Annotated in this window: 21 protein-coding genes and 1 riboswitch; of the genes, 13 read left to right on the plus strand and 8 right to left on the minus strand. The window is 53.4% G+C overall.

What is annotated here, in order from left to right; genetic code table 11:
- The first annotated feature begins 53 nt into the window (after positions 1-53).
- The 4 genes from MKY59_RS02160 (at position 54) to MKY59_RS02175 (ending at position 2676) form a co-directional block, all read left to right on the plus strand.
- Entirely contained in the window at positions 54-725 is a 672-nt protein-coding gene (locus tag MKY59_RS02160) for a sulfite oxidase-like oxidoreductase (RefSeq protein WP_339275748.1), read from the plus strand.
- Between the two features lies 1 nt (position 726).
- Positions 727-1470 carry a nucleoside phosphorylase gene (locus tag MKY59_RS02165; protein WP_339275750.1) on the plus strand — a complete coding sequence of 248 codons (744 nt, stop codon included), beginning with the start codon at positions 727-729 and terminating at the stop codon, positions 1468-1470.
- A gap of 189 nt (positions 1471-1659) precedes the next feature.
- On the plus strand, positions 1660-2280 hold the full coding sequence (locus MKY59_RS02170; RefSeq protein ID WP_236417672.1) for a hypothetical protein: 621 nt from the start codon (positions 1660-1662) through the stop codon (positions 2278-2280).
- A 210-nt stretch (positions 2281-2490) separates the two neighbouring features.
- Entirely contained in the window at positions 2491-2676 is a 186-nt protein-coding gene (locus MKY59_RS02175; RefSeq protein ID WP_236417670.1) for a hypothetical protein, read from the plus strand.
- 163 nt (positions 2677-2839) lie between these two features.
- On the opposite strand, the gene MKY59_RS02180 is transcribed toward MKY59_RS02175, so the two are convergent.
- Both MKY59_RS02180 and MKY59_RS02185 read right to left on the minus strand, forming a co-directional pair.
- Complete coding sequence (locus MKY59_RS02180) at positions 2840-3787, minus strand: response regulator (RefSeq protein WP_339275753.1); 948 nt, start codon at positions 3785-3787, stop codon at positions 2840-2842.
- The gene (locus MKY59_RS02185; protein WP_339275755.1) at positions 3765-6827 is read right to left on the minus strand and encodes an ATP-binding protein; all 3063 of its coding nucleotides are present in this window, start codon (positions 6825-6827) and stop codon (positions 3765-3767) included. The genes MKY59_RS02180 and MKY59_RS02185 overlap by 23 nt, the downstream gene beginning before the upstream one ends.
- Positions 6828-7055: 228 nt before the next feature.
- Between MKY59_RS02185 and MKY59_RS02190 the strand changes: the two genes are divergently transcribed.
- The 7 genes from MKY59_RS02190 to nfsA all read left to right on the plus strand — a co-directional run bounded on the left by MKY59_RS02190 (position 7056) and on the right by nfsA (position 13972).
- Complete coding sequence (locus MKY59_RS02190) at positions 7056-7544, plus strand: GNAT family N-acetyltransferase (protein WP_339275756.1); 489 nt, start codon at positions 7056-7058, stop codon at positions 7542-7544.
- A gap of 112 nt (positions 7545-7656) precedes the next feature.
- The gene (locus tag MKY59_RS02195; RefSeq protein WP_339278307.1) at positions 7657-8058 is read left to right on the plus strand and encodes a metal-sensitive transcriptional regulator; all 402 of its coding nucleotides are present in this window, start codon (positions 7657-7659) and stop codon (positions 8056-8058) included.
- Between the two features lie 27 nt (positions 8059-8085).
- Complete coding sequence (locus MKY59_RS02200) at positions 8086-8286, plus strand: copper ion binding protein (RefSeq protein ID WP_339275757.1); 201 nt, start codon at positions 8086-8088, stop codon at positions 8284-8286.
- A gap of 136 nt (positions 8287-8422) precedes the next feature.
- Positions 8423-10951: a heavy metal translocating P-type ATPase gene (locus MKY59_RS02205; RefSeq protein WP_339275759.1), complete on the plus strand. Its 2529-nt coding sequence runs from the start codon at positions 8423-8425 to the stop codon at positions 10949-10951.
- Positions 10952-11236: 285 nt separating this feature from the next.
- Positions 11237-12397, plus strand: coding sequence for an ABC transporter permease (locus MKY59_RS02210; protein ID WP_236417664.1), 1161 nt, complete (start codon positions 11237-11239; stop codon positions 12395-12397).
- Between the two features lie 233 nt (positions 12398-12630).
- Positions 12631-13245 carry a TetR family transcriptional regulator gene (locus MKY59_RS02215; RefSeq protein ID WP_236417662.1) on the plus strand — a complete coding sequence of 205 codons (615 nt, stop codon included), beginning with the start codon at positions 12631-12633 and terminating at the stop codon, positions 13243-13245.
- Positions 13226-13972 (plus strand): oxygen-insensitive NADPH nitroreductase, encoded by a 747-nt coding sequence (nfsA, locus tag MKY59_RS02220; protein ID WP_236417660.1) that lies wholly within the window; start codon positions 13226-13228, stop codon positions 13970-13972. Before MKY59_RS02215 ends, nfsA begins: the two co-directional genes overlap by 20 nt.
- A 218-nt stretch (positions 13973-14190) precedes the next feature.
- Here nfsA and MKY59_RS02225 read toward each other — a convergent pair whose 3' ends face one another.
- The 6 genes from MKY59_RS02225 to MKY59_RS02250 form a co-directional block, all read right to left on the minus strand.
- On the minus strand, positions 14191-14997 hold the full coding sequence (locus tag MKY59_RS02225) for a TatD family hydrolase (RefSeq protein ID WP_339275762.1): 807 nt from the start codon (positions 14995-14997) through the stop codon (positions 14191-14193).
- A 38-nt stretch (positions 14998-15035) separates the two neighbouring features.
- Positions 15036-16010 carry an ABC transporter ATP-binding protein gene (locus MKY59_RS02230; protein ID WP_339275763.1) on the minus strand — a complete coding sequence of 325 codons (975 nt, stop codon included), beginning with the start codon at positions 16008-16010 and terminating at the stop codon, positions 15036-15038.
- Positions 15961-16719, minus strand: coding sequence for an ABC transporter permease (locus MKY59_RS02235; protein WP_236417657.1), 759 nt, complete (start codon positions 16717-16719; stop codon positions 15961-15963). Before MKY59_RS02235 ends, MKY59_RS02230 begins: the two co-directional genes overlap by 50 nt.
- Positions 16719-17009, minus strand: coding sequence for an MTH1187 family thiamine-binding protein (locus tag MKY59_RS02240; protein ID WP_236417656.1), 291 nt, complete (start codon positions 17007-17009; stop codon positions 16719-16721). The genes MKY59_RS02235 and MKY59_RS02240 overlap by 1 nt, the downstream gene beginning before the upstream one ends.
- Before the next feature lie 41 nt (positions 17010-17050).
- The gene (locus tag MKY59_RS02245) at positions 17051-18088 is read right to left on the minus strand and encodes an ABC transporter substrate-binding protein (RefSeq protein ID WP_339275765.1); all 1038 of its coding nucleotides are present in this window, start codon (positions 18086-18088) and stop codon (positions 17051-17053) included.
- Positions 18089-18284: 196 nt separating this feature from the next.
- Positions 18285-18396, minus strand: a riboswitch (TPP riboswitch).
- An 82-nt stretch (positions 18397-18478) separates the two neighbouring features.
- On the minus strand, positions 18479-18865 hold the full coding sequence (locus MKY59_RS02250; protein WP_236417652.1) for a VOC family protein: 387 nt from the start codon (positions 18863-18865) through the stop codon (positions 18479-18481).
- Between the two features lie 214 nt (positions 18866-19079).
- Between MKY59_RS02250 and MKY59_RS02255 the strand changes: the two genes are divergently transcribed.
- Positions 19080-19559 (plus strand): hypothetical protein, encoded by a 480-nt coding sequence (locus tag MKY59_RS02255; RefSeq protein ID WP_339275766.1) that lies wholly within the window; start codon positions 19080-19082, stop codon positions 19557-19559.
- 326 nt (positions 19560-19885) lie between these two features.
- Positions 19886-21178, plus strand: coding sequence for a serine--tRNA ligase (gene serS, locus MKY59_RS02260; RefSeq protein WP_339275767.1), 1293 nt, complete (start codon positions 19886-19888; stop codon positions 21176-21178).
- The last annotated feature ends 107 nt before the right edge of the window (positions 21179-21285 follow it).

Genomic DNA, 21285 nt, shown 5'->3' on the forward strand with positions numbered 1-21285 from the left:
GCCCGCTGGTGAAATAACGTCGGCGCGCCAATCGAGCAAGGGAGGAAAGCAAATTGCATACAAAGGCTGAACGTCTGAAAAAAACGAAGGCCCCGGCGTCGAAGGCCGGTTCAGTATATGGCGACCGCCTGCCCCCAGGGCAGGTGTTGACGGAAAAATTCCCGATCCTGCACGAAGGAGAAGTGCCGGAATACGACCTGTCCACCTGGGATCTGAAAGTGTTTGGCGAAGTGTGGGAGGAAAGGGTGTTCTCCTTCGCCGAGCTGCAGGCGATGCCGCAGGTGAACACGGTCAGCGACATCCACTGCGTAACGCGCTGGTCCAAGTTTGATACGTCCTGGGAAGGCATCCGCTTCTCGGATTTCGTGAAGATTCTCGGCGTCAAGCCGGAAGCGAAATATGTGATGGTCCACGCCGACTATGATTATGAGACGAATGTGCCTTTGGAGGAACTGATGCACGATGACGTGCTGCTCGCCTTCAAATATAACGGCGAGCCGCTGACGCCGAAGCATGGTTATCCCCTGCGCCTCGTCGTGCCGCAGCTCTATTTCTGGAAGAGCGCGAAATGGATTCGCGGTTTGGAATTTATGACGGAGGACCGCAATGGCTTCTGGGAGAGCAACGGTTTCCACCATTTTGCCGATCCGTTCAAAGAACAGCGCTTCTCGGGCGAGGATTTGCCGATTCCGGAAGACGAATGGACGAAAAAGGAGTTTGATTGACATGTTGATGCCGATTTTGCAAATTCATTCGGAGGATATGCCCGCTTACGCCATCGTGTGCGGTGATCCGGCCCGTGCGGAGAAAATCTCCCGCAAACTGGACGGAGCCAAGGAGCTGGCGTTCAGTCGCGAATATCGTACGTTTGTAGGTGATTACGAGGGTGTAAGGCTGGCTGTGGTCAGCCATGGCGTAGGTTGTCCCGGAGCAGCAGTGTGCTTCGAGGAATTGATTCGCGCCGGCGTAACGACGCTGATCCGGGTCGGCACGGCCGGTTCGTATACGGCCGACTATCCGGCTGGCAGCGTCATCGTCAGCACGGCGGCGGTTCGTACGGACGGTTTGACGCGTCAGCTCGTGCCCGACGGTTTCCCCGCCGTTGCAAACCTGGATGTGACCCGAGCGCTGCTAGCGGCTGCGGAAGCCGGAGAAGGCGAGCAAGGGAAGCTCGGCGTCGGCATTACGGTGACGCTGGACGCGTTCTTTACAGGCGTGGAGGAAATTCCCCACCGCAAATATAAACAAGCGGGAGCCTTGGCGGCCGAAATGGAGATTGCAGCGCTCTACATCGTGAGCACCCTGCGAGGTGCGCGCGCCGGAGCGATCGTGGCGATCGACGGTTTTGCGGACAGTGATCTGGCTGCCGAATACGACCCGCATACGGATGCGGTATCCAAGGCCGTGGAGCGCGAGATCGATGCCGCGCTGCGTGCGCTTGCGTCGCTCGCCCGCCAGGACAAGGAATAGTACAGTGCAGGCTGGCAGGAACAAGAAGCGTCCTTGAAATAAGCATTCTGGTTGCCGATGAACGGCATTCAGAGTGCTTTTTTTATGGCTTATAGCTCCAGTTTGAAGAAAAATTGCTGTATACTGGGGGCTAGATCGAAACAGGATTAATAGAAAAGTTTGGAATGTAAAAGGAGGATCATTAGGATCATGTCTATGGGCTGGGCTGAATTTCGGGAAATTCCGTTTGAATACAATGATCAGGTGAAGCAGATCGATGAACAGCTGTTAAGGCTGGTGGCGGCAAGAAAAAGCATTACGGGGGCTGCTTACCATCATCCGGATCAGAAAACCATTGATGAGTGGGTGGAGCGACTGGACATGAAGGAGGAGGACATTCGCCATGTTCTTCGCAGTGTACAGCCAATGCCCAAACGACCGTTTGTCCCCCAGGAGGAAACCAAACTGACGGGTGTGCTTCCGATTATGAAACAAACGACGCAGGACGGCTGCGATTATGTGATTACACATGCCATGCAATATGATCATGAAAGCATTGTGCATCTCGACATTCACCACCGGGAGCCCAAGGCAGAGCATGTCTTTCTCAAACCGCAATTGATGCTGGAGGTCACCAGTGCTCAGGGTGAACACATGGTTCTTCGAGAAGGCAGTCGTGGTAGCGGTAGCGATGCTCAGCTTAGCTACCGGGTTGTGCCTGCGCTGCCGCCGTCATTGGAGCAGGTGAAATTTTCGCTTGTTCCGGCAGTTCACGAACTGGAGATCAAGATGGAGGAAGTCATCCTGGACAAGCATGTAGACTTTAAATAGCGTGGATGAAATAAAACGTATTGCATCTAGCGGGAGCTGTAAGGCAGGGAGACTGATCCATACGTTTTTAGGTTGTGAAGTGCAGGCAAAGATCGATTTGCCTCTCTGCATTTTTTCAGGCAGGCGTTATGCATTTTTCGAATGATGGCGTTCAAATTGGGTAAATTACTTAAGAAGCATTACACCCATAATGAAGAGGAGGAGTCCATCATGAAGCAAAACAACCAGCCTCAGGACGAGGCCGAAATCCGCAACAAGCTGGACGAGGATGGGGATTCCCTGATGGAAAAGAAAAAGATTCTGAACGGAGTGGACATTGAGCCGCAGGCAGACGCTTGGGCGGCAAAACCTTCACCGGTAGCATTTGACGAAGCGGATACAACGTCCAAAAAATAGCGGAAACAACGATGTTTATTCAAACGAAGCGGACACCCGATCGGGTGCCCGCTTTTGGCATCGTCTTATTCATTCAATCTGTCCGCTGCAAGTGGTTGTTTGGCTTCGTCTGCTCTCTTGCAGAAAGAAGAATACCTCCGGAGGCATTGGAAAAGGTCGATAATCATATGTAATCCAGTTCCAGTAGCTTGCTCTGCAACATGGAGCGAATTTCCTCGTCTACATTGGGCAGGAGCTTCTCCAAGTGCCTGATAAATTTGCTCCGCAATTCTTCCCTTTTGACGTCGGCCCACTGGTAATATTCCATTTCGAGCAGGTCTCCCCTGTACAGCTCCAACAGTTCCCGGACATTGCCGCTTTCCGACTCCAGCAAGGACTCCAGGCGAGTCATGTCGCTGCTGATCCAATGCGCATGCATCCAATAGCGTTCGTCGCCGAATTCCACTTTGTTGACGAACCCTTCCGATTTCAAAAGGCTCCGCAAGTTATACAACGTCGTATGAAGCAAGGCCTGCGCACGCTCGACGTCGATATTCGGCCAGAGATCATCCAGCAGGTGATAACGATAAACCGGTTTTCCCCGTTGGAACCACAGGTAGGCGAAAAGCTCCTTTGTCTTTTTGGTTCGCCACGTGATCAGCTTGCCGCCGGAATTGTACAGTTCCAGCCCGCCGAGTACTTTGAGCTGAAGCTGTTTGGTTTGCACGACGGACTCCTGGACTGCGGAGGCTTTTGATTCGTCGCGTCTTTGCCGCAAACGGGTGTAACGCTGCAATGTTTCCTGCAGACGATCTTTCGCAACGGGCTTAAGCAAATAATCGATGGCGCGGGCATCAAATGCCTGTACCGCGTACTGCTGATAAGCCGTCACGAAAACGATCTCTGCATCCGGACACAGGAGAGATAACTGCCTGCCCGCGTCCAGACCGTTGATCCCGGGCATTTCAATATCGAGAAAAATGATGTCCGGCTGTACGGTTGCAGCACAGGCCAGTGCGTCCGCTGCCAGCTGGCATTTGCGGACGATCTGAACGCCGCCGATTTCGTTCAGCAAAATTTCCAACACATCCAGGGCGATTTTTTCATCATCAACCAGCATTGCTTTCAACATTTCTTACCTCCGGTACAGTAAGCTTAACCCGTGTTCCCTTCCCTTGCACACTGCTGATTTCAAGCCTTAAATTGTACAACATCTGCAGGCGGCGATTCACGTTCCGAAAACCGATGCCTGAAGCCTGATCGCGTTCCAGCATCTCCAGCTGAACACTGCTCATGCCAACGCCGTCATCTTCAACGACGATTTCCGTGATGCCGTTCCGGTTATGCGCAGAGATCAACAACGTACCGCCTTCGGGTTTTGGCCCGATGCCGTGGCGAACGGCATTTTCCACAATCGGCTGCAGCGTGAGAGGGGGGATCAGGCACTTCAAATTCTCTTCAAGCTCATAACGAATATTCAATCTCTCGCCGAACCTTAGATTTTCAATGGCAACATAAGCTTGTACCAGTTCCAGTTCACGTTCGAAGGTAATCGGTTCGCTATGAAAAACAAACGTAAACTTGGAGCGGAGGTACGTCGTCAGGTGATAGATCGTTTCTCTAAGCCTGATGGGGTCGGTGTAACTCAACCCTACGAGACTGTTCAAGCTGTTGTAAAGGAAGTGGGGCATAATCTGTGCCTGCAAGAAGTCCATTTCCCTGCGAACTGCCTGCTCGGAGGAATTTTTTAATTCCAGCAGGGAGCGGACCCTTGCTTTCAATTCAGCAAGCTCGAATGGCTTTTGCAAAATATCGTTGGCTCCCGCGTTCAACGAAGCCACGATATCGCCGGTCTGTCCCGAAGCGGTCAGCATCAGGACAGGAAGCTCGGCCAGGCCCTGTCTCTCGCGAATTTGGCGGCATACTTCGATTCCCGAAATACCCGTCAGCATCAAATCCAATAAAACGATATCCGGTTTGGAGCCGTCACGCAGCACTTCAAGAGCCTCCTCGCCGCTGCCGACCGCGGTATAGGCGTACCCCAACGATGATATAACATCGACGAGCACTTTCATATTGGACAACTCGTCATCGACGATGAGCGCGTGAAAAGGCGCGAGGGGGCTGGGATGCAGCATGTCGTTCATCGTTTCCGCGTCCACCGTCAAGGAGACGGTCGGTGTCGTGGCCGAGGCTTCAGACTGTTTGTCTAACGGAAGGGTAAACGTGAACCGGGTACCTTGTCCCAGCTGCGATGCTACCTCCAGGCGACCGCCTTGCAGCTCGATCAGCTGTTTGGAAATGCTAAGGCCGAGCCCGAGGCCCCCTGAAGTATCGTCCTGAAAGCTGTCCTTGTACTGATTATAGGGCTGCAGGATGTTATCCAGCTCTTCGGCAGGGATGCCTGGTCCCGTATCGGTGATGGATATAGCCATCTCCTCTTCAAGACATTCCACGGATACGGTCACCGTCCCCCGTTTCGTGAATTTCAGCCCGTTTTCGATCAGGTTGTGCAAAATTTGCTTCAAACGATTTTCGTCGGCATAGACCAGGGGAAGCGCATCAGGCAGCTTGTTGACGAGACGAACCTCCTTGTTGATCGGCGCGATCGAAAGGGTCTCCAAGACGAAATGAATGGAAGTGCCCACGTTGACGGGGGTCGGATGGATCACGAATTGGCCATGCCTGATCCGATTCAGATCCAGAATGTCATTGACGATCCCCGACAGCCTTCGGCCCATCAGATGGAGAAGCATGATGTTCTCGCGGTGATCTTCCTGCAGCGGGTGTTCCGTACTGTCGAGGAGCGATTGGGACAGGTTGACGATGCCGTGCAACGGCGTCCGCAGTTCATGGGATGTTTTGGCCAAAAACTCATCCTTCTGACGGTCGTAAATCAATAGTCTTTCTGCAAGGCTTTCGCTCCGTAAAAAGTTGTCCTGCAGCCGGTCGGAGATGAGCAGGGCCTGGGATAATAAAAGAAGCAGCGGCGTCCCTACCATGAAATAGGGATTGTCCAGAGCAAACAAGTATCGCAGCTCCCCGAAAATCCAGTAGACCGCAAGAAAGAAACAACCGAGAAGCAGATGATGGCGATCGTTAATGCCTTTTCTTCTCCCCCGGAAAATGGCTCTTACGATTAGGAAAAACACAAATATCTGTATCGGTATTCCAAGCGCCAGGGAAAACGGAAGATAATCGTTGGGAAGCACGAGCAAAATGACCGTAAGAACGATCGCGCATGACCCGAGCCATCTAAACAAAAAGAATTTGGTCTCGTCGGTGTATGAATGCACGTAACTTGCAAAAAAATAAAATGAAGCGATCGGCAGCAAAAACAGCAATCTCTGCAGAAAAGGAAAAGACATATCCGGAAAGATGATTAGCGCCAGAATTTCGTTGTCGATACTGATAAAAAGACCTGTCGCCAGACAAAACAGGCAGAAATGCATCAGGTAGCGTTCCTTGCCCCATTGCCTGAACATGCCGGCATAATAAAGACCGAATGAAAACAGCATGGCAATGATGGCCATATCGGCGAGCCTTGCCCCATCAACGCGTTTGCCAATCTGGGTAGCCAAGCCGAACTCGGGTGTCTGAACCATGCCGCCGCCCAGGTTGTTGAACGCAGCCGTTTGCACGATGATTTCGTTTACGCCTTTGTTCAATTGAAATGTGCGAAAATAGGGCGTGTTGCTTGGTACGAAGTGTTCCGAAGTCATCGAGGGTTTCCCGCTGCCTCCCATTTCCTGGCCGTTAATGAAGAAGCGCGATGAGATGCGGATTTTTTTGGCGCGAAGTCCGTACATTCCGTCTTCGGGCACTTCAACGAGCAAACGATAGGTTCCAGCCCCTTGGTTGTTGGGATTGGCCGAGGAGAGCGCATTGGTTTTTTCATTCGGGACATTCTTCAGCTTGCGGATCTTGGACAGATTGCCGTCGTCCTCGGCAAAATCCACAGGAGTCAGCAGCCGGTTCGCATAATATTCCCATTCCCCGCGCAGCGGCAAGTAGCCGTCCGCTTCGAAGTTCCATTGACGGGCGTCAAACACCCCGTTTTTGGCCTCGACTCCCTTCATCGGTGGCACTAACCATTGATAAAGGCTAACTACCGTGATCAGCAAAAAAATGCCGATCATAAGCGGTAGTGCAATTTCCCGTTTCGGTTTCATTTACGTCAATCCCCATTATGTTTTTCCATGGTACTTGTATGATTTTCGTCATCATTCGAGCACTTCCTTCATTTTTATACAAAAAATGCAGGTTTGGAATAGGTAAGTGTCGATTTTTTGGACCATTTCATCAGAAGGTGAACTTGTTATGGTGTTATGGCACGTCTGGGCACCTTGCCAACCGGTAATGTATAATCATGGAAACAAGTGGCGAGGTGGCATTACTTTATGGACAAGCTCTTGATTCGACGTGCCAGGGTTAAAGATTATATCGGCATTTCCGCGTTAATGGATGAGTTGCATGAACAACACGTGCAAGGGAGACCGGATATCTATCGGGCGATTAAGCCCCGATTGGAGGGGGCCGAATATGAGGAATGGCTTGAAACGGATAACCGATACCTTTTCGTTGCAGAGGATCTGGAAGCGGGGAAGATTGTCGGATTTGCAAGCGCCCAATGGCAGCAGATCCGGAACCTGAATGTGCTGCTTGACAGGGATATGCTGTATATCAACGAAGTTGTCGTGGATCGAAAGTGGCAGGGAAAAGGCGTCGGGCAGCGAATCATGACGGAACTGATCGAACTGGGCAAGGAGCTTCAGGCAGACAGCGTGGAGTTGACGGTATCGTCGTTCAACGAGGGAGCGCAGGCTTTTTACGAGAAACTTGGTTTCGCCGTCCGCAGCAGCAGAATGGAATATATTTTGCGAGCGTAAGCCCCTCATGAAGAAATGATGAACAATTGATGGCGAGAAGAAATAGGGCTTGAATACCCCTATGGGGTATGTTATTCTGGATTCAGAAATCATTTGAAAAGGGGTGTTCATGATGGAACATCAGAGCCATCCCCATGAAGAGATGGAAACGGCGGTAACCGCAGCGGGGCAAGAAGGTTCGCTGCCGGAAACGCAGGCAAATGCCTGTCATACGCCGGGACCTGACGGGAAACCGGTTCGCAAGAGCCATCATTCCCAGGAGATGAAGAGCAATCTCATTTCCCGCTTGAACCGCGTGGAGGGGCAGATTCGCGGGATCAAAGGGCTGATTGAGAAGGATACGTATTGCGACGATGTGCTTACGCAAATCGCTGCAGCGCAATCCGCATTGAGCTCGGTCGGCAAGCTGCTGTTGGAAGGGCATATGAAGAGCTGCATCGTCGAACGCATTCAGGCCGGAGAGCATGAGGTTGTAGACGAATTGCTTGTTACGGTCAGAAAGCTCATGAAATGATGAATATATACGAAGGAGGAATGAACGATGTCCAACATCACATTGAACGTTGCAGGCATGTCTTGCAACCATTGCGTCAAATCCGTAGAGGAAGCCGTTAAAAGTGTAGGAGCGAAAGCCCAGGTCGATCTGGCAGCGGGAACGGTTGCCGTGGAGTACGATGAGCAAAGCGTGAGCGTGGAACAAATTAAGGCAGCGATTGAAGATCAAGGTTATGACGTAGCCTAAGATAAGCAATGAGCGATCGTATTGGGTTTAAGCGCAGCTTCTCTTAAGAGAGTCGGAAGCGGGCGTTTAAGCCCGGATTTCGGCTTGTTTTATACCCCTTAGGGGTATTTTCGGAATAGGGAAAGGAGACTGTGTTATGGTTAAATCATCGACAACGGCAAGCGATCAAGATTCGAATGCGTTGACGTCTCCGGTTGGAGTACAGACCACGCTGCAGATTACCGGCATGACTTGCGCGGCCTGTTCGAGCCGGATCGAAAAGGGATTGTCCCGCATGGAGGGCGTGAATCAGGCCAACGTGAATTTGGCCACGGAGCAAGCAACGATTTCGTATGATCCGAAAATGGTGAACGTCTCCAGCTTGCGCGACAAGGTGGAGGCACTGGGTTACGGCACCGCATCGGAATCGCTGGACCTGAACATCACGGGCATGACCTGTGCCGCTTGTTCGACCCGCATCGAGAAAGGATTGTCCCGCTTGCCCGGCGTATCGCGGGCAAACGTCAATCTTGCGCTGGAGACGGCGCATGTGGAATATGCCGCCGGCACGTTGAAGCCGTCCGACATCATGGCCAAGATCAAACACCTCGGTTATGGCGCTGAAGTGCAGCAGGGCGAGCAAGAACATCAGTCTGTCCGCGAACGCGAATTGCAGCGCAAAAAATGGAAGTGGATCGTTTCTGCCCTGCTGTCCATTCCTTTGCTCTGGGCGATGGTCGGTCACTTCTCTTTCACGTCCTGGATCTGGGTGCCCGATTTGTTCATGAACCCTTGGTTCCAGCTGCTGCTGGCAGCACCGGTGCAATTCGTTATTGGCTGGCAGTTCTATGTCGGAGCGTACAAAGCATTGCGAAACGGCAGCGCAAATATGGACGTGCTTGTTGCACTGGGAACGAGCGCAGCTTTTTTCTACAGTTTATATCTGACCCTAAGCAGCGCATACGGGACACAGCCAGCTATGGAACATGGCGGAATGGGGATGGGTACGGCAGTCTCCGTCCCTTCCGTTGAACTGTATTATGAGACGAGCGCCGTTCTGATTACGTTAATTTTGCTTGGCAAATGGTTTGAAGCGGTCGCCAAAGGGCGTTCCTCTCAGGCCATTAAAAGCCTGATCGAGCTTGCTCCGCGCGAGGCGCGGGTGATTCGCGACGGCAAGGAAGTTGTCATCCCCTCCGCTTATGTAGCCGTTGGCGATCTGGTGATCGTCAAGCCGGGCGACAGCATCCCGGTCGACGGCGTGGTGGAAGAGGGACGTTCGTCGGTCGACGAGTCCATGCTGAGCGGGGAGAGCTTGCCGGTCGACAAACAACCGGGCGATCCGGTTACGGGTGCCACGCTGAACAAAAATGGCGTTTTGCGGCTGCGGGCCACCCGGGTCGGATCGGATACGGCACTCTCGCAAATCATCAAAGTCGTTGAGCAGGCACAAGGCTCCAAAGCGCCGATCCAACGCATTGCGGACGTAATATCAGGCATATTCGTGCCGATCGTTGTCGGCATTGCGGCGTTGACGCTGCTGATTTGGTATTTCTTCGTCAGTCCCGGAGATTTTGCGGGTTCGCTGGAAAAAGCCATTGCTGTTCTGGTCATTGCGTGCCCATGCGCCCTGGGGCTTGCCACGCCGACGTCCGTCATGGCCGGTTCGGGACGGGCAGCGGAGTTCGGCATCCTGTTTAAGGGAGGCGAATACCTGGAAACCGCGCAGCAGATTCAAACGGTCGTGCTGGACAAAACGGGCACGGTTACCGAGGGTAAACCGGTGCTGACGGACGTGGTTGCTGCCGGGGACTGGCACGAGCCCGAGCTGTTGGAAATGGTAGGCGCCGCGGAGCAAGGATCCGAGCATCCTTTGGCGGAAGCCATTGTAGAAGGAATCCGGGGCAAGGGCTTGGAACCTGGACAAGCGGAACAATTTGAAAACATACCCGGATACGGTATACATGCAGTGGCAGGTGGCCGGCAGGTGCTGGTGGGGACCCGCCGTTTGCTTGCCGATGCTCAGGTGAACGTGCCGGAGCAGGCCCTGCAGCGTATGCACGAGCTTGAAGAGCAAGGGCGCACGGCAATGCTTGTCGCGGTGGACGGTCAATGGGCAGGCATCGTTGCCGTTGCGGATACGATCAAGGAAACGTCCCGTGAGGCCGTTGGTCGTCTGCATGCGATGGGGATTGATGTCATTATGATTACGGGCGACAACGAGCGTACCGCCCGCGCCGTGGCGGCACAAGCGGGCATCAAGCACATTCTCGCCGAAGTCCTGCCTGAGGGCAAGGCTGCGGAAGTGAAGAAGCTGCAGGAAAGCGGCCGCAAGGTCGCCATGGTCGGCGATGGCATCAATGATGCGCCTGCGCTTGCTACGGCCGATATCGGCATGGCGATCGGAACGGGGACGGATGTAGCGATGGAAGCGGCCGACATCACGCTGATGCGCGGCGATCTGAACAGCATCGCCGACGCGATCGAGATGAGCCGCCGCACGATGGGCAACATTAAACAGAACTTGTTCTGGGCGCTCGGGTACAACGTGCTGGGCATCCCGATCGCTGCGGCCGGTTTCTTGGCTCCTTGGCTGGCCGGAGCAGCAATGGCATTCAGTTCGGTATCGGTCGTGCTGAACGCGTTGCGCTTGCAGCGTATGAAGCTCCAGCGGCGTGCCGGGTAACGTCGCGGTGGTTCTTTTGGCTTGATGAATACAGAAACCTGAAATAGATGTGAGCACTTTGCACGGCCCGCCAAGACGGACCGTGCATTTTTATCTGTTCGCAAGGTTGAGATGCCAGACAGTTGATCTCCGTTTTTTAATGAAAATGCTAGTGTGTATTTCTGCATCTTTCAGAAAACCGGGTTGACAATACAGACAACTCCATTTAAAATTTTAAACGACTGTTTGATTCAAACGATTGTTTAAATCAATGTAAAACTAAATATCCGATGGAGGACAAACTTTATGCTGCGAGCTTTACGCGCTCTTTTAAAGAAACCGCCAGTCATTATCGGCATTGTGACGGCGTTGATGTTCCAAGTCATTTTCAGCGTGATCTGGATGACGGCTTACTCCGGCGTCAATGATCGAACGAAAGAACTGACGGTAGCCATCGTCAATGAGGACGGCACGCAATCCCAAGGGATTGCAGACAGCTTGGCCCAAACGCTTCCTTTCCACACCGTGGCCAATCTGAGCAGCGCCGAGGCGCTGGACCAACTGGAGCATCATAAGGTGCACATGGTGCTTGACATCCCGGCCGGATTCAACGAGGTGCTTCAAACGCCGGGCTCCACGGCACAGATCAAGTACACGCTTAACGAAGCAAACCCGGTTACGATCAAAAGCATGATGCAAGGCGTTTCCCAAAGCGTGACCAACACGATCAACAAACAGGCATCTGCACAAGGCGTTCAAGCGGTATTGACCGCTTCCGGCGCACCTGCCGACCAAGCGGCTTCGGCAGCCGCTTCGTTGACTTCCCGCGTGGAGGGAACAACGACATCCATCAATCAGGTGAACGGCATGAATAACCAAATGGTGCCGATGATGATGGTGCTGGCTTCCTATGTGGGAGCAATGATCATGGGAATGAACGTGCAAGGAGCCATGGGCATGCTGGCAGCGATGCATTCGCGCCTGTCGCTGTTCGGGGCAAGAGTGATCATTAACATCGGATCCGCGCTGCTTGTATCCCTTGTTGGTTCCTCTCTGATCGTGGCCCTCGGGGGACAATTCGAACAAGGCTTTATCGCGTTCTGGATGTTCCAGGCATTGTTCCTGTGCACATTTATGTTCTTCTCCCAATTTTTCCTGATCCTGTTCGGACCGGCAGGAAGTGTGTTCAACATTATCTCGCTGTCCCTGCAGCTGGTGTCTTCCGGCGCGATGGTGCCGCGTGAACTGCTGAACGGGTTCTACAGCGGTTTGGGACAATATTTACCAGCCACATATGCGGTACAGGGCATTCTGAGCGTTCAGCTCGGCGGTCCCGGAGCACAGGCGGCCGCAGGAACGATTGCGATCATTCTGGTCGTTGCGGTGGCGCTGTCCTTGCTGGCGACGTTGCTCAAAAAAGGCCGTATGCCTGCAGTAGCGCCAAACCCGGCACCGGTTAACGGTTAAGAAAAATGAAGGCTTGCGACGCAGATGCAGATACCCTCATCGCTGCGATCGACCGAACACCCCGATGGAATTCATCGGGGTGTTCGCCTGTTCTGGAGTGTTGGCTTTGCGGAAACGGCACATGACATGCCTTGCACTTTTTGACACAAACTTTCATAATAACAGGTAGAGATCAGGCATGCAGTCCGAGCGTGCCGGGCGCTTGAATAGAACGGACAAGGGGAGAGAACGGAATGACGGAACCGGAATTGGATATCAAAACGAGGATTTTGGTGGCAGCGAAGAAGCTCTTTGCCCAGCAGGGATATGACGGGACGAGCGTGCGGCAGATCTGCGACGAGGCGGGAGCGAATATTTCGCTCGTTTCGTATCATTTTGGCGGCAAAGAGAAAGTGTTTGAAGCGCTGTTCGAACGTTATTTCCTGATCCGTATTCCGGATGATTTGGATGAGATCATTCAGTCCATGTCACCAGCCGAGGGGGTAAGTCTCGTCATCGGCGAGATTGTCAGGTTCACCCTGTCGGACCGGGACATGAGTGATATCGTGCAATTGGAGATGGCGCTGCGGACCAACCGCGCCGCTTCCGTCATTCGTTTCCTGGAGCCGATCTGGACCAAGCTGACCGAATTGTTGGAAAGAGGCAAGGAGCAGGGAGTATTCCGCATCGAGTCGGCCACATATGGCATGCTTCAGGTATTAAGCGTGGCGCTTGCCCACAAAAGAGCCCATAACACACGATTTATGCTGGACTACCCGAATGTCGATCCGGAAAAGCTAGTCGAACAGACCGTCGAGTTTGTATTACGAGGATTGGGAGTGAATGAGCATGAACAACGAAACCATTGAATTGATGATGAAGCACCGCTCCGTGCGGAAATACAAACCTGATCCGGTTAGCGAGGAACAATTGGCCGCCATCGTATCGGCGGGTCAAATGGCTTCTACCTCCAGCAATGTGCAGGCTTACACGGTTATTGCGGTTACCGACAAAGACCAGAAGGCGAAGCTGGCCGAGCTTGCGGGCAACCAGGCTTACATTGATCAATGCCCTGTTTTCCTGGTGTGGTGCGCGGATTTGTATCGTCTCAAGCAAGCCGCAGTTCAACATGCGCCGGAGAAAGAATCGTTCGAAGATAGCATGGAAAATTTCATGGTAGCGACGATCGACGTGGCCCTTGCTTCCCAGAACGCAGCGCTTGCGGCGGAGTCGCTCGGATTCGGAATTGTATATATCGGCGGTCTTCGTACGCGGATCAGCGAAGTTTCGGAACTGCTGGGATTGCCTGAAGGCGTATACCCTGTGTATGGCATGTGCATCGGCGTAGCGGATCAAGATACGGGCATTCGCCCAAGACTGCCGCTGCAGGCGGTGCTGCACCATGGCCGCTACCAGGCTGAACAGACGCTGCAAGGCATGAAAGAGTACGATGAAACATTTGCAGCATATATGCAGGAGCGCACCCAAGGCGAGCGTTCGACGACATGGTCCGAAATGATGGCGAAACGCCTTACGGAGCCGGCAAGGCTGCAAATGAAGACATATCTTGAAGGCAAAGGGTTTATAAAACGGTGAAAAACTGCCGCAAGTTGCTCGTTGCGCAGATTCGGGCAGCGAACGCGAGTGAGATATCGTTCAGTAGGAAACCTGTTTGGATAGAGGATAAGATGTAACAAAGACACTGCACATAGCATCCGCATAATTATAGAAGCCAGTCCTCGTGGACTGGCTTCTATTGCGTAGAATATATGACCTGCTCTAGCGGCTTGGATGATCCAATTAGGGGTCCTTTTTCAGGGTAAACGATAGAAGCGCTTCGTATTTTCGTAGAAAATGCGTACTGCCGCCTCCGGCTCCGTTCCCGTAATCTCGCACCACGCCTGAACGACGCGGCTTGTCATGGCTGGATGCGTCATCCTGCCTGCAAAAGGGCCCTCGAACGGCCAGGGCCCGTCCGTCTCGGCCATGATCTGTCCTGGAGGATACACCCTTGCCAGTGCTTGAATCTCCTCTTCGTATACGATATCCGGCGTGAACGAGACGTAGTATCCGTTGTCCGCCATTCGCCGAATCGTTTCCGGCGAGCCTTTGAACCAATGGAAGTGAGCCTTGTTTACTTGGTACTGCTCCAGCAGGTCGCAAGCCACATCGGCATCTTCGTACACGGCATGCAGCACGATCGGTTTGTCGTGCTTTTTGGCGAGCCGAACGAAACGTTCGAGCAGCAAAACGTAGCCGGATTGGTCCCAAGGTTTCCCTGCTTGCTCCGCCTCCTGGCGGCTGTAATAGGGAAGCCCTACTTCGCCGATGGCAACGGCCTGATCGATGCGGCGCTCGATCCAGTCGAACAGCTGCTCCGCTTCCGACGGCGAAGGTAGAGGCTGCTCCGGATGGAATCCGATGGCCGGAAAGACGGCATGCGGATGTCTGGCCGCCAGGTCCATCGTGGCCTGCGAGGAGGCAAGGTGCATGGAGACGGCGATGACCGCTTCAACCTGGTGCGAAGGCAGGGAGCGAAGCATGTCCTGCTGTTCGGCCGGGGTGTATTGATCCAGATGAAGATGGGCATCGATGAAGGGGACATGGGTTGGCATTTTCATGGAGAGACGCTCCTTCTGCATGATTTAAGCCCGCTATCTCAGGATAGGCGGGCCTTCTTTTGTTCTTGCTTCATCCACTCGGAGATTTGCCGTTTGCGCTCCAGGAATGCCGGCAGATCGGCGATCGTTTCTTGACGGGGCCGCTCAAAAGGAACATGGACTTCGTGCATCACCGTTGCGGGCCGATTCGAGAGCACGTAGACGCGATCGGCGAGCAGCAGCGCTTCTTCGATATTATGGGTGATGAGCAGCACCGAGCGGCGGTTCAGCTCCCATATGTCGAGCAGCCAGCGCTGCATGTCGCTGCGCGTCAAGGCGTCGAGCGCGCTGAACGGCTCGTCGAGCAGCATCAGCTCCTGGGGACTGAGCAGCGCCCGCAGGAACGCGGCGCGCTGCTGCATTCCGCCGGACAGCATGTGCGGATATGCCTGCTCGAAGCCGCCGAGGCCGACGCTCTCCAGCCATTGGCGCGCTTCGGCAAGCGCGGTATGCCGCGGCTGGGCCGATGGAGACACTTCGCCCGCAAGCAGCACGTTCTCTTCGATGGTGCGCCACGGGAAGAGCGCAGGTTGTTGCGGCATGTAGCTGATCTTGCCGCGCTGGCCGGTCACGTTCTCGCCGTTCATCCAGATCTCTCCCTGCTGCGGCTTCAGCAGCCCGCCGATGATATGGAAAAGGGTGCTTTTGCCGCAGCCGGACGGTCCGACGAGTGCCACGAATTCGCCTTGCCCCACAGTCAGGGAAATATCGTTAAGCACCGGCAGCTTGCTTCGCCGCTCGCGGAAGGAGGCGTGCACGTTCCTGACGTTGAGCGCAGGCGCCGTTGCCGATGCCGATGTCGGTGCCGTGCCGTCAGAGTGAGCCGCTCCCGTTTCGCTTGCCTGCATAGCTGGGGCAGCCGCTGGTGTTGCCGGAGAACCGGTATGATTCATGTCGTATTCACTTCCTTGGTTCAATGTCGGGTTAGCGCTTCTGCGGCCGCCATTTAACGAGCAGCTTCTCCAGCAAGGCAATGAGCAGGAAGAGCAGCAGGCTCAGCGCCACGATGATCATGATGGCAACGAATAATCGATCTGTCCGGTAAGCGGACTTCTGCAGCATCATGTAATAACCGATGCCCTTGTCGGCGCCGATCCATTCTGCGATGATGGCGCCCATAACGCTGTACGTGGCGGCAATCTTCACGCCGGAGAAGATGGAGGGCAGCGCATGCGGCAGCTCCAGCTTCCAGAAGATGTGGCGGCGCGATGCACCGGCCATGCGCATGTAATTCATCATGGCTGCATCCGTGCGCGTTAACCCGTCCATGGCCGCTACGGCGACCGGGAAGAAACAGACGAGAACGATCGTGATCAGCTTGGGCAGCAGCCCGAAGCCGAACCAGATCAGCAGGAGCGGAGCCAGCGCGATGGTGGGTATGTTTTGACTTAAAATAAGCAAAGGGTATAACGCCTGTTTGAGCAAAGGAATAAGATGCAGCACCATCGCGATCAGCAATCCGACGGCCGTGCCGGCAGCGAAGCCGATCAGGGTAAGCTGGATGGTAGCCCAAGCATGCATGCCGAGGCGATCGGCTTGAGATGCCGCTTCGCGGGCGATGTCCGAGGGTGCGGGAAGCATCCACTTTTCAATATGGAACAGGGATACGGCTCCCTGCCATAACGCGATAAAGAGAATAACCGCCACGAAGGGCGGCCATACGCTTTTCCAGTATGAATTCATTAGCGATATTTCTCCGTGAGGGCATCCATGCTGAACCCGTCAGGGCTATGGGCAATTTTGATCTGGGAAATGATGCTTGGGCTGCCGGCCTCCACGAGTGCTTCGTGCATTTTGCGCACGATCTGCAGCAGCTCCTCAAGTTCGCCTTCCATGGTCGTTTCCAGCGGGTTTACTTGATATTTGACGCCGGATTGTTGAATGACTTCGATCGCGCGATCGACGTAAGGATAAGAGTTTTCGCCGTTCGGCGTTTTGGGAATCACTTGTATGCTAAGCAGTGTGCTGGCCATGTCCATTCACGGCTCCTTCCGATTTCGTTATATAGTTCTCGTTATTGTGGTAAAAATTCGTTCGTATACGCTTTGGAAACGTCGACTTGCTGGTCGAGCAGTTTTTTGCTGAACATCCAGTCCGCGTAATTTTGCCAAACTTCCTGTTTCTGTTCGCCCCAACGTGCGGCATCGTCCTGATATTTAGGGCTGAGCCACTTCTGGCTGGCGAGTACTAAATCCTTGTCGAGGTCCGGAACGGCCTTCAGCAAAATGTTGGCAGCCTCCTCCGGGTGATCGATCGCATATTGATATCCTTCGGATGTCGCTTTCATGAACGCTTTAACCAGCTCCGGATCATTCTGAATCGTCGTTTCGTTGGTTACGAGCACAGGCGTGTAATAGTCGAGCGCTTCGGAGTAATCCTTGACGTACAGCATGTCGATCGGTTCATTCCGCAGCTTGGCTTCAATCCCGGTCCACGCATAGAAGATCCAGGCAAAGTCGATGTCGCGTTTCACGGCAGTGAAGAAATCGGCATCGCCCATATTGATGTTTTTCACCTTGGAGACGTCGGCGCCTTCGCCTTCCATAATCGATTGCATGACGGCTTCTTCTACCGGAGAGCCCCAGCCTCCATACGATTTGCCTTCAAAGTCTTTGGGCGATTTGATGTTCCGGTCCACCGGAGCGGCAAAGCCGGACGTGTTGTGCTGAATGACCGCGGCGATGGATACGAGCGGTACGTTTTGCGTGCGTGCTTGAGTTACGCTCTCCTGGTAACTGACGCCAAAAGGGACCTCGTTCGAGGCTACCATCGTGTCCGCTCCGCCTGCGCCAGGCTGCACGATTTCGACGTTAAGTCCCTCGGCTTTGTAAAAGCCCTGATCCACCGCAGCGTACAGGCCGGTATGGTTCGTATTCGGCGTCCAATCGAGCACCACCTTAACGTCTTTCAGTGCGGCATTGCCGCCTTCGCTTGCCTTTTCCGTGCTGCTGCCGTTCTCGCCGGCAGGTGCCGCTTCCTTGCCGCCGCATGCGGCAACGGTTACGAGGGTGATGCACAGGAGCATCAGGCCCATCATTTTGCGCCATTTCATTTCTTTTTCTCTCCTTCATATTGTCCGGCCATCGGCACGGGTACTCCTTGGCTTCATGTCCACAACATCTGATTAAGAATGCCATATCAGGGGAATTGCATCGCGGTCCACACGTTCTGATATTAACAAAAAAGCGCCCCGTTATTCGGGACGCATGCAGGCGTTAGAGAATGGCCACCAGCCTTGGGGCTGTGCCTTGGTCAATATACTCCGATTCCTACGCTGGCATGATCCAGATCAGGTCTAAGGGTCAGTATCTTATGGGATACACTCTCAGCCGGCCAATTCCGACACCCCTGGGAAGCTATGAAGTTACGGGCGTTGCTATCACAGTAATTATAGGCAAGAGTCCGGATTGTGTCCAGTAAGGAATTGGAGGGACGACCGGGATTACCGTTGGAAAAATTCAATCCATTCTTTTTCAGGTCCATAGATGAAGAAATAACGATATCCGTTCGGCAAGGTTACAATCTCCCCATCGATGAACTCTGCATCCGTTGCCTGAATGCGTCGGTATTCCGCTTCGATGTCCTCCACATGGATGGCAAAGTGGTGCACCGTTCCTTCGGATGGCAGCTTGTCGCTATACCCCTGAATCAGCTCGATCTCGGTCTCGTCGCTCCCGTTAAAACCGAGAAATGCCAGCTGAATGACACCGTTGGTGTGAGTCAACCGTCCCTTCAGTTCCAGACCGACAATCTCGGTATAGAAGCGGAGCGTTGTTTCCAGATCGCGAACGGAGATTCCGACGTGGTCGACGCGTTTTTGAAAAGCCATATGAACATACCTCCCGGGGCAGATAATTCGCCATTAGCATTTTAGAAATAGAATAGATGTGAAAACCCAAGCTGTCAAGTTGGAATTAGAGCGGCAATTGAACGCGCTTACGTAAAAAATAAAGATTTAAATTTTAAAAGTTCACAATTTGTTCACTTATGAAGGGCATAACGTGATCACTATAATGATCAAATGAACAGAAAGGATGAGTGCATTGCCAACAACGAAAAGAGAACAAGTGGTGTTCGGATTAATGATGTGCTTCGGCATGGTCACGATCATGCTGTTGTTTAATCTGTATAACAGCGGAATGATCGGGAAATTGTCTTTGATGGAGATTCTGCTGCAGTTTGTGATCTGTTTTGTGGTCGCTTTTGCGGTTGAATCGATATTGGTAGGTCCTGTGGCGAAAAAAGTAGCGTTTTCCCTGCCGTTCGACAAGTCGAACAAATTGGTGGCCGTGTTGACGCTCTCGTTTTTTATGGTGGTCGGCATGGTGTTGGTCATGTCTTTCTATGGTGTAATGACATCCTACCTCACCAATGGACTTGGAGGTCGTTCCATCCTGCGAAGCTATGGTTCGGCGATCGGCCATAACTTCTTGCTGGCACTTCCGGCACAGCTTCTGGTGGTGGGGCCGATCGTTCGGGCTGTATTTGGCAATGTGGTGGACAGAAGCAAAGTCAGCGCTTGACCGATCTGTCTTATTTCCTGGGCAATGGTCGTTTGAAAACATAATGAATGAAGCTCTTGCGAATGGGGGAGCATTTCATATATAATCATTGTCAACAATTGCAGATCGGAACTATGCCGTTGAAGAGCATCCAACTCGGAGGCGTTTTCGCCAGGGGAGCGAACCCATTCCCCAAGTTAACCGGAACCGCCCGTTATCGCGGACCAAGAGGCTGGACACAGGATTACCTGTCCCGGCAAGTTGGGTGGCACCGCGAGCAGAGCGCTCCTCGTCCCAAGGGATGAGGGCGCTCTTTGCATTTTTATAGCCCAAAGGAGACGGTGTACATGTTGGATATGAAATGGATTCTTGCGCATGCGGATGAGGTTCAGGCGGCCGCGGACGGCAAAAAAATCAAGGTTTCGGTTCGCGAGCTGCTCACGCTGGACGAGGAAAGAAGAAGGCTTTTGCAGGAAACGGAGGAAGGGCGCCGCTTGCGGAACGCCTGGTCGGCTGAGATTGGCAAGCTGATGCAGACGGGAGATCGGGCACAGGCGGAAGAGCTGCGGACACGCGTAAAGGAGCTTAACGACAAGCTCCAGCAGAATGAGACCAAGCTTGCCGACGTGCAGGAGGAGGTAACGAGACTGCAGTGGCTGGTGCCGAACGTGGTGTCGCCGGATACGCCGGCAGGAGCATCGGATGAAGATAACGTTGAAGTGCGGCGTGTCGGTGAGATTACGAAATTCGATTACGATGCGAAGGATCATGTTGAGCTGGGTGAAATGCATGACATGATCGACATTGCCCGAGGCGTAAAAATCGGCGGCACTCGCAGTTATGTATTGAAAGCAGCAGGTTTGCTTTTGCATCGGGCCGTACAACAGTTAGCCCTCGACCTATTATTGAAGAAAGGCTTCACGCCGATGGAAGTGCCGCTGATGGTGAGGGAGGAAGCGCTGGTTAACACGGGCTTCTTCCCCACAGGGCGGGATCAGGTATATGAGCTTGAGGGCGAGAACAAATGGTTGGTAGGGACTTCGGAGGTGCCGCTTGTTTCTTATTATATGGATGAAGTCGTGGATGTAGCGGAACCGATCCGATTGGCCGCCATGTCCACCTGTTTCCGCAGCGAGGTTGGATCGGGCGGCAGGGATGTGCGCGGACTGTATCGGGTGCACCAGTTTTCCAAGGTAGAACAGGTCATTATCTGTGCGCCGGATGCGGACGAATCGGAACGAATGCTGCAGGAGATCACCGGACATGCGGAGGAACTGCTGCAGCTGCTGGAGCTTCCGTATCGCGTGGTTGCCGTGTGCATCGGGGATATGTCGCAGAAAACCTATAAACAATACGACATCGAAACATGGATGCCAAGCCGCGGGGCCTATGGAGAAACGCATTCGTCGTCGAACCTGCACGACTTCCAGGCCCGGCGCTCCAACATCCGTTGTCGTAACGCAGAAGGCAAGCTGGTCTATTGCCATACCCTTAACAATACGGCAGTGGCATCGCCGCGCATATTGATCCCGCTTTTGGAGAATCACCAATTGGAGGACGGGAGCATACGCATTCCGGCAGCGCTTCGGCCCTATATGGGGGGATTGGAATACCTGAAGCTGCCGGAAGCAGAAAAATAACAAAACATGTCGAATGGTCCTGTTATCCGAATTTCTTCAGTTATAGTATTCATTTCTGGGCATACCATTTCCGATATACTATAATAGGAGTAAAATACTGGATTATG

It is taken from the genome of Paenibacillus sp. FSL W8-0426 (assembly GCF_037969725.1).
GTDB classification, from domain to species: Bacteria; Bacillota; Bacilli; order Paenibacillales; family Paenibacillaceae; genus Paenibacillus; species Paenibacillus hubeiensis.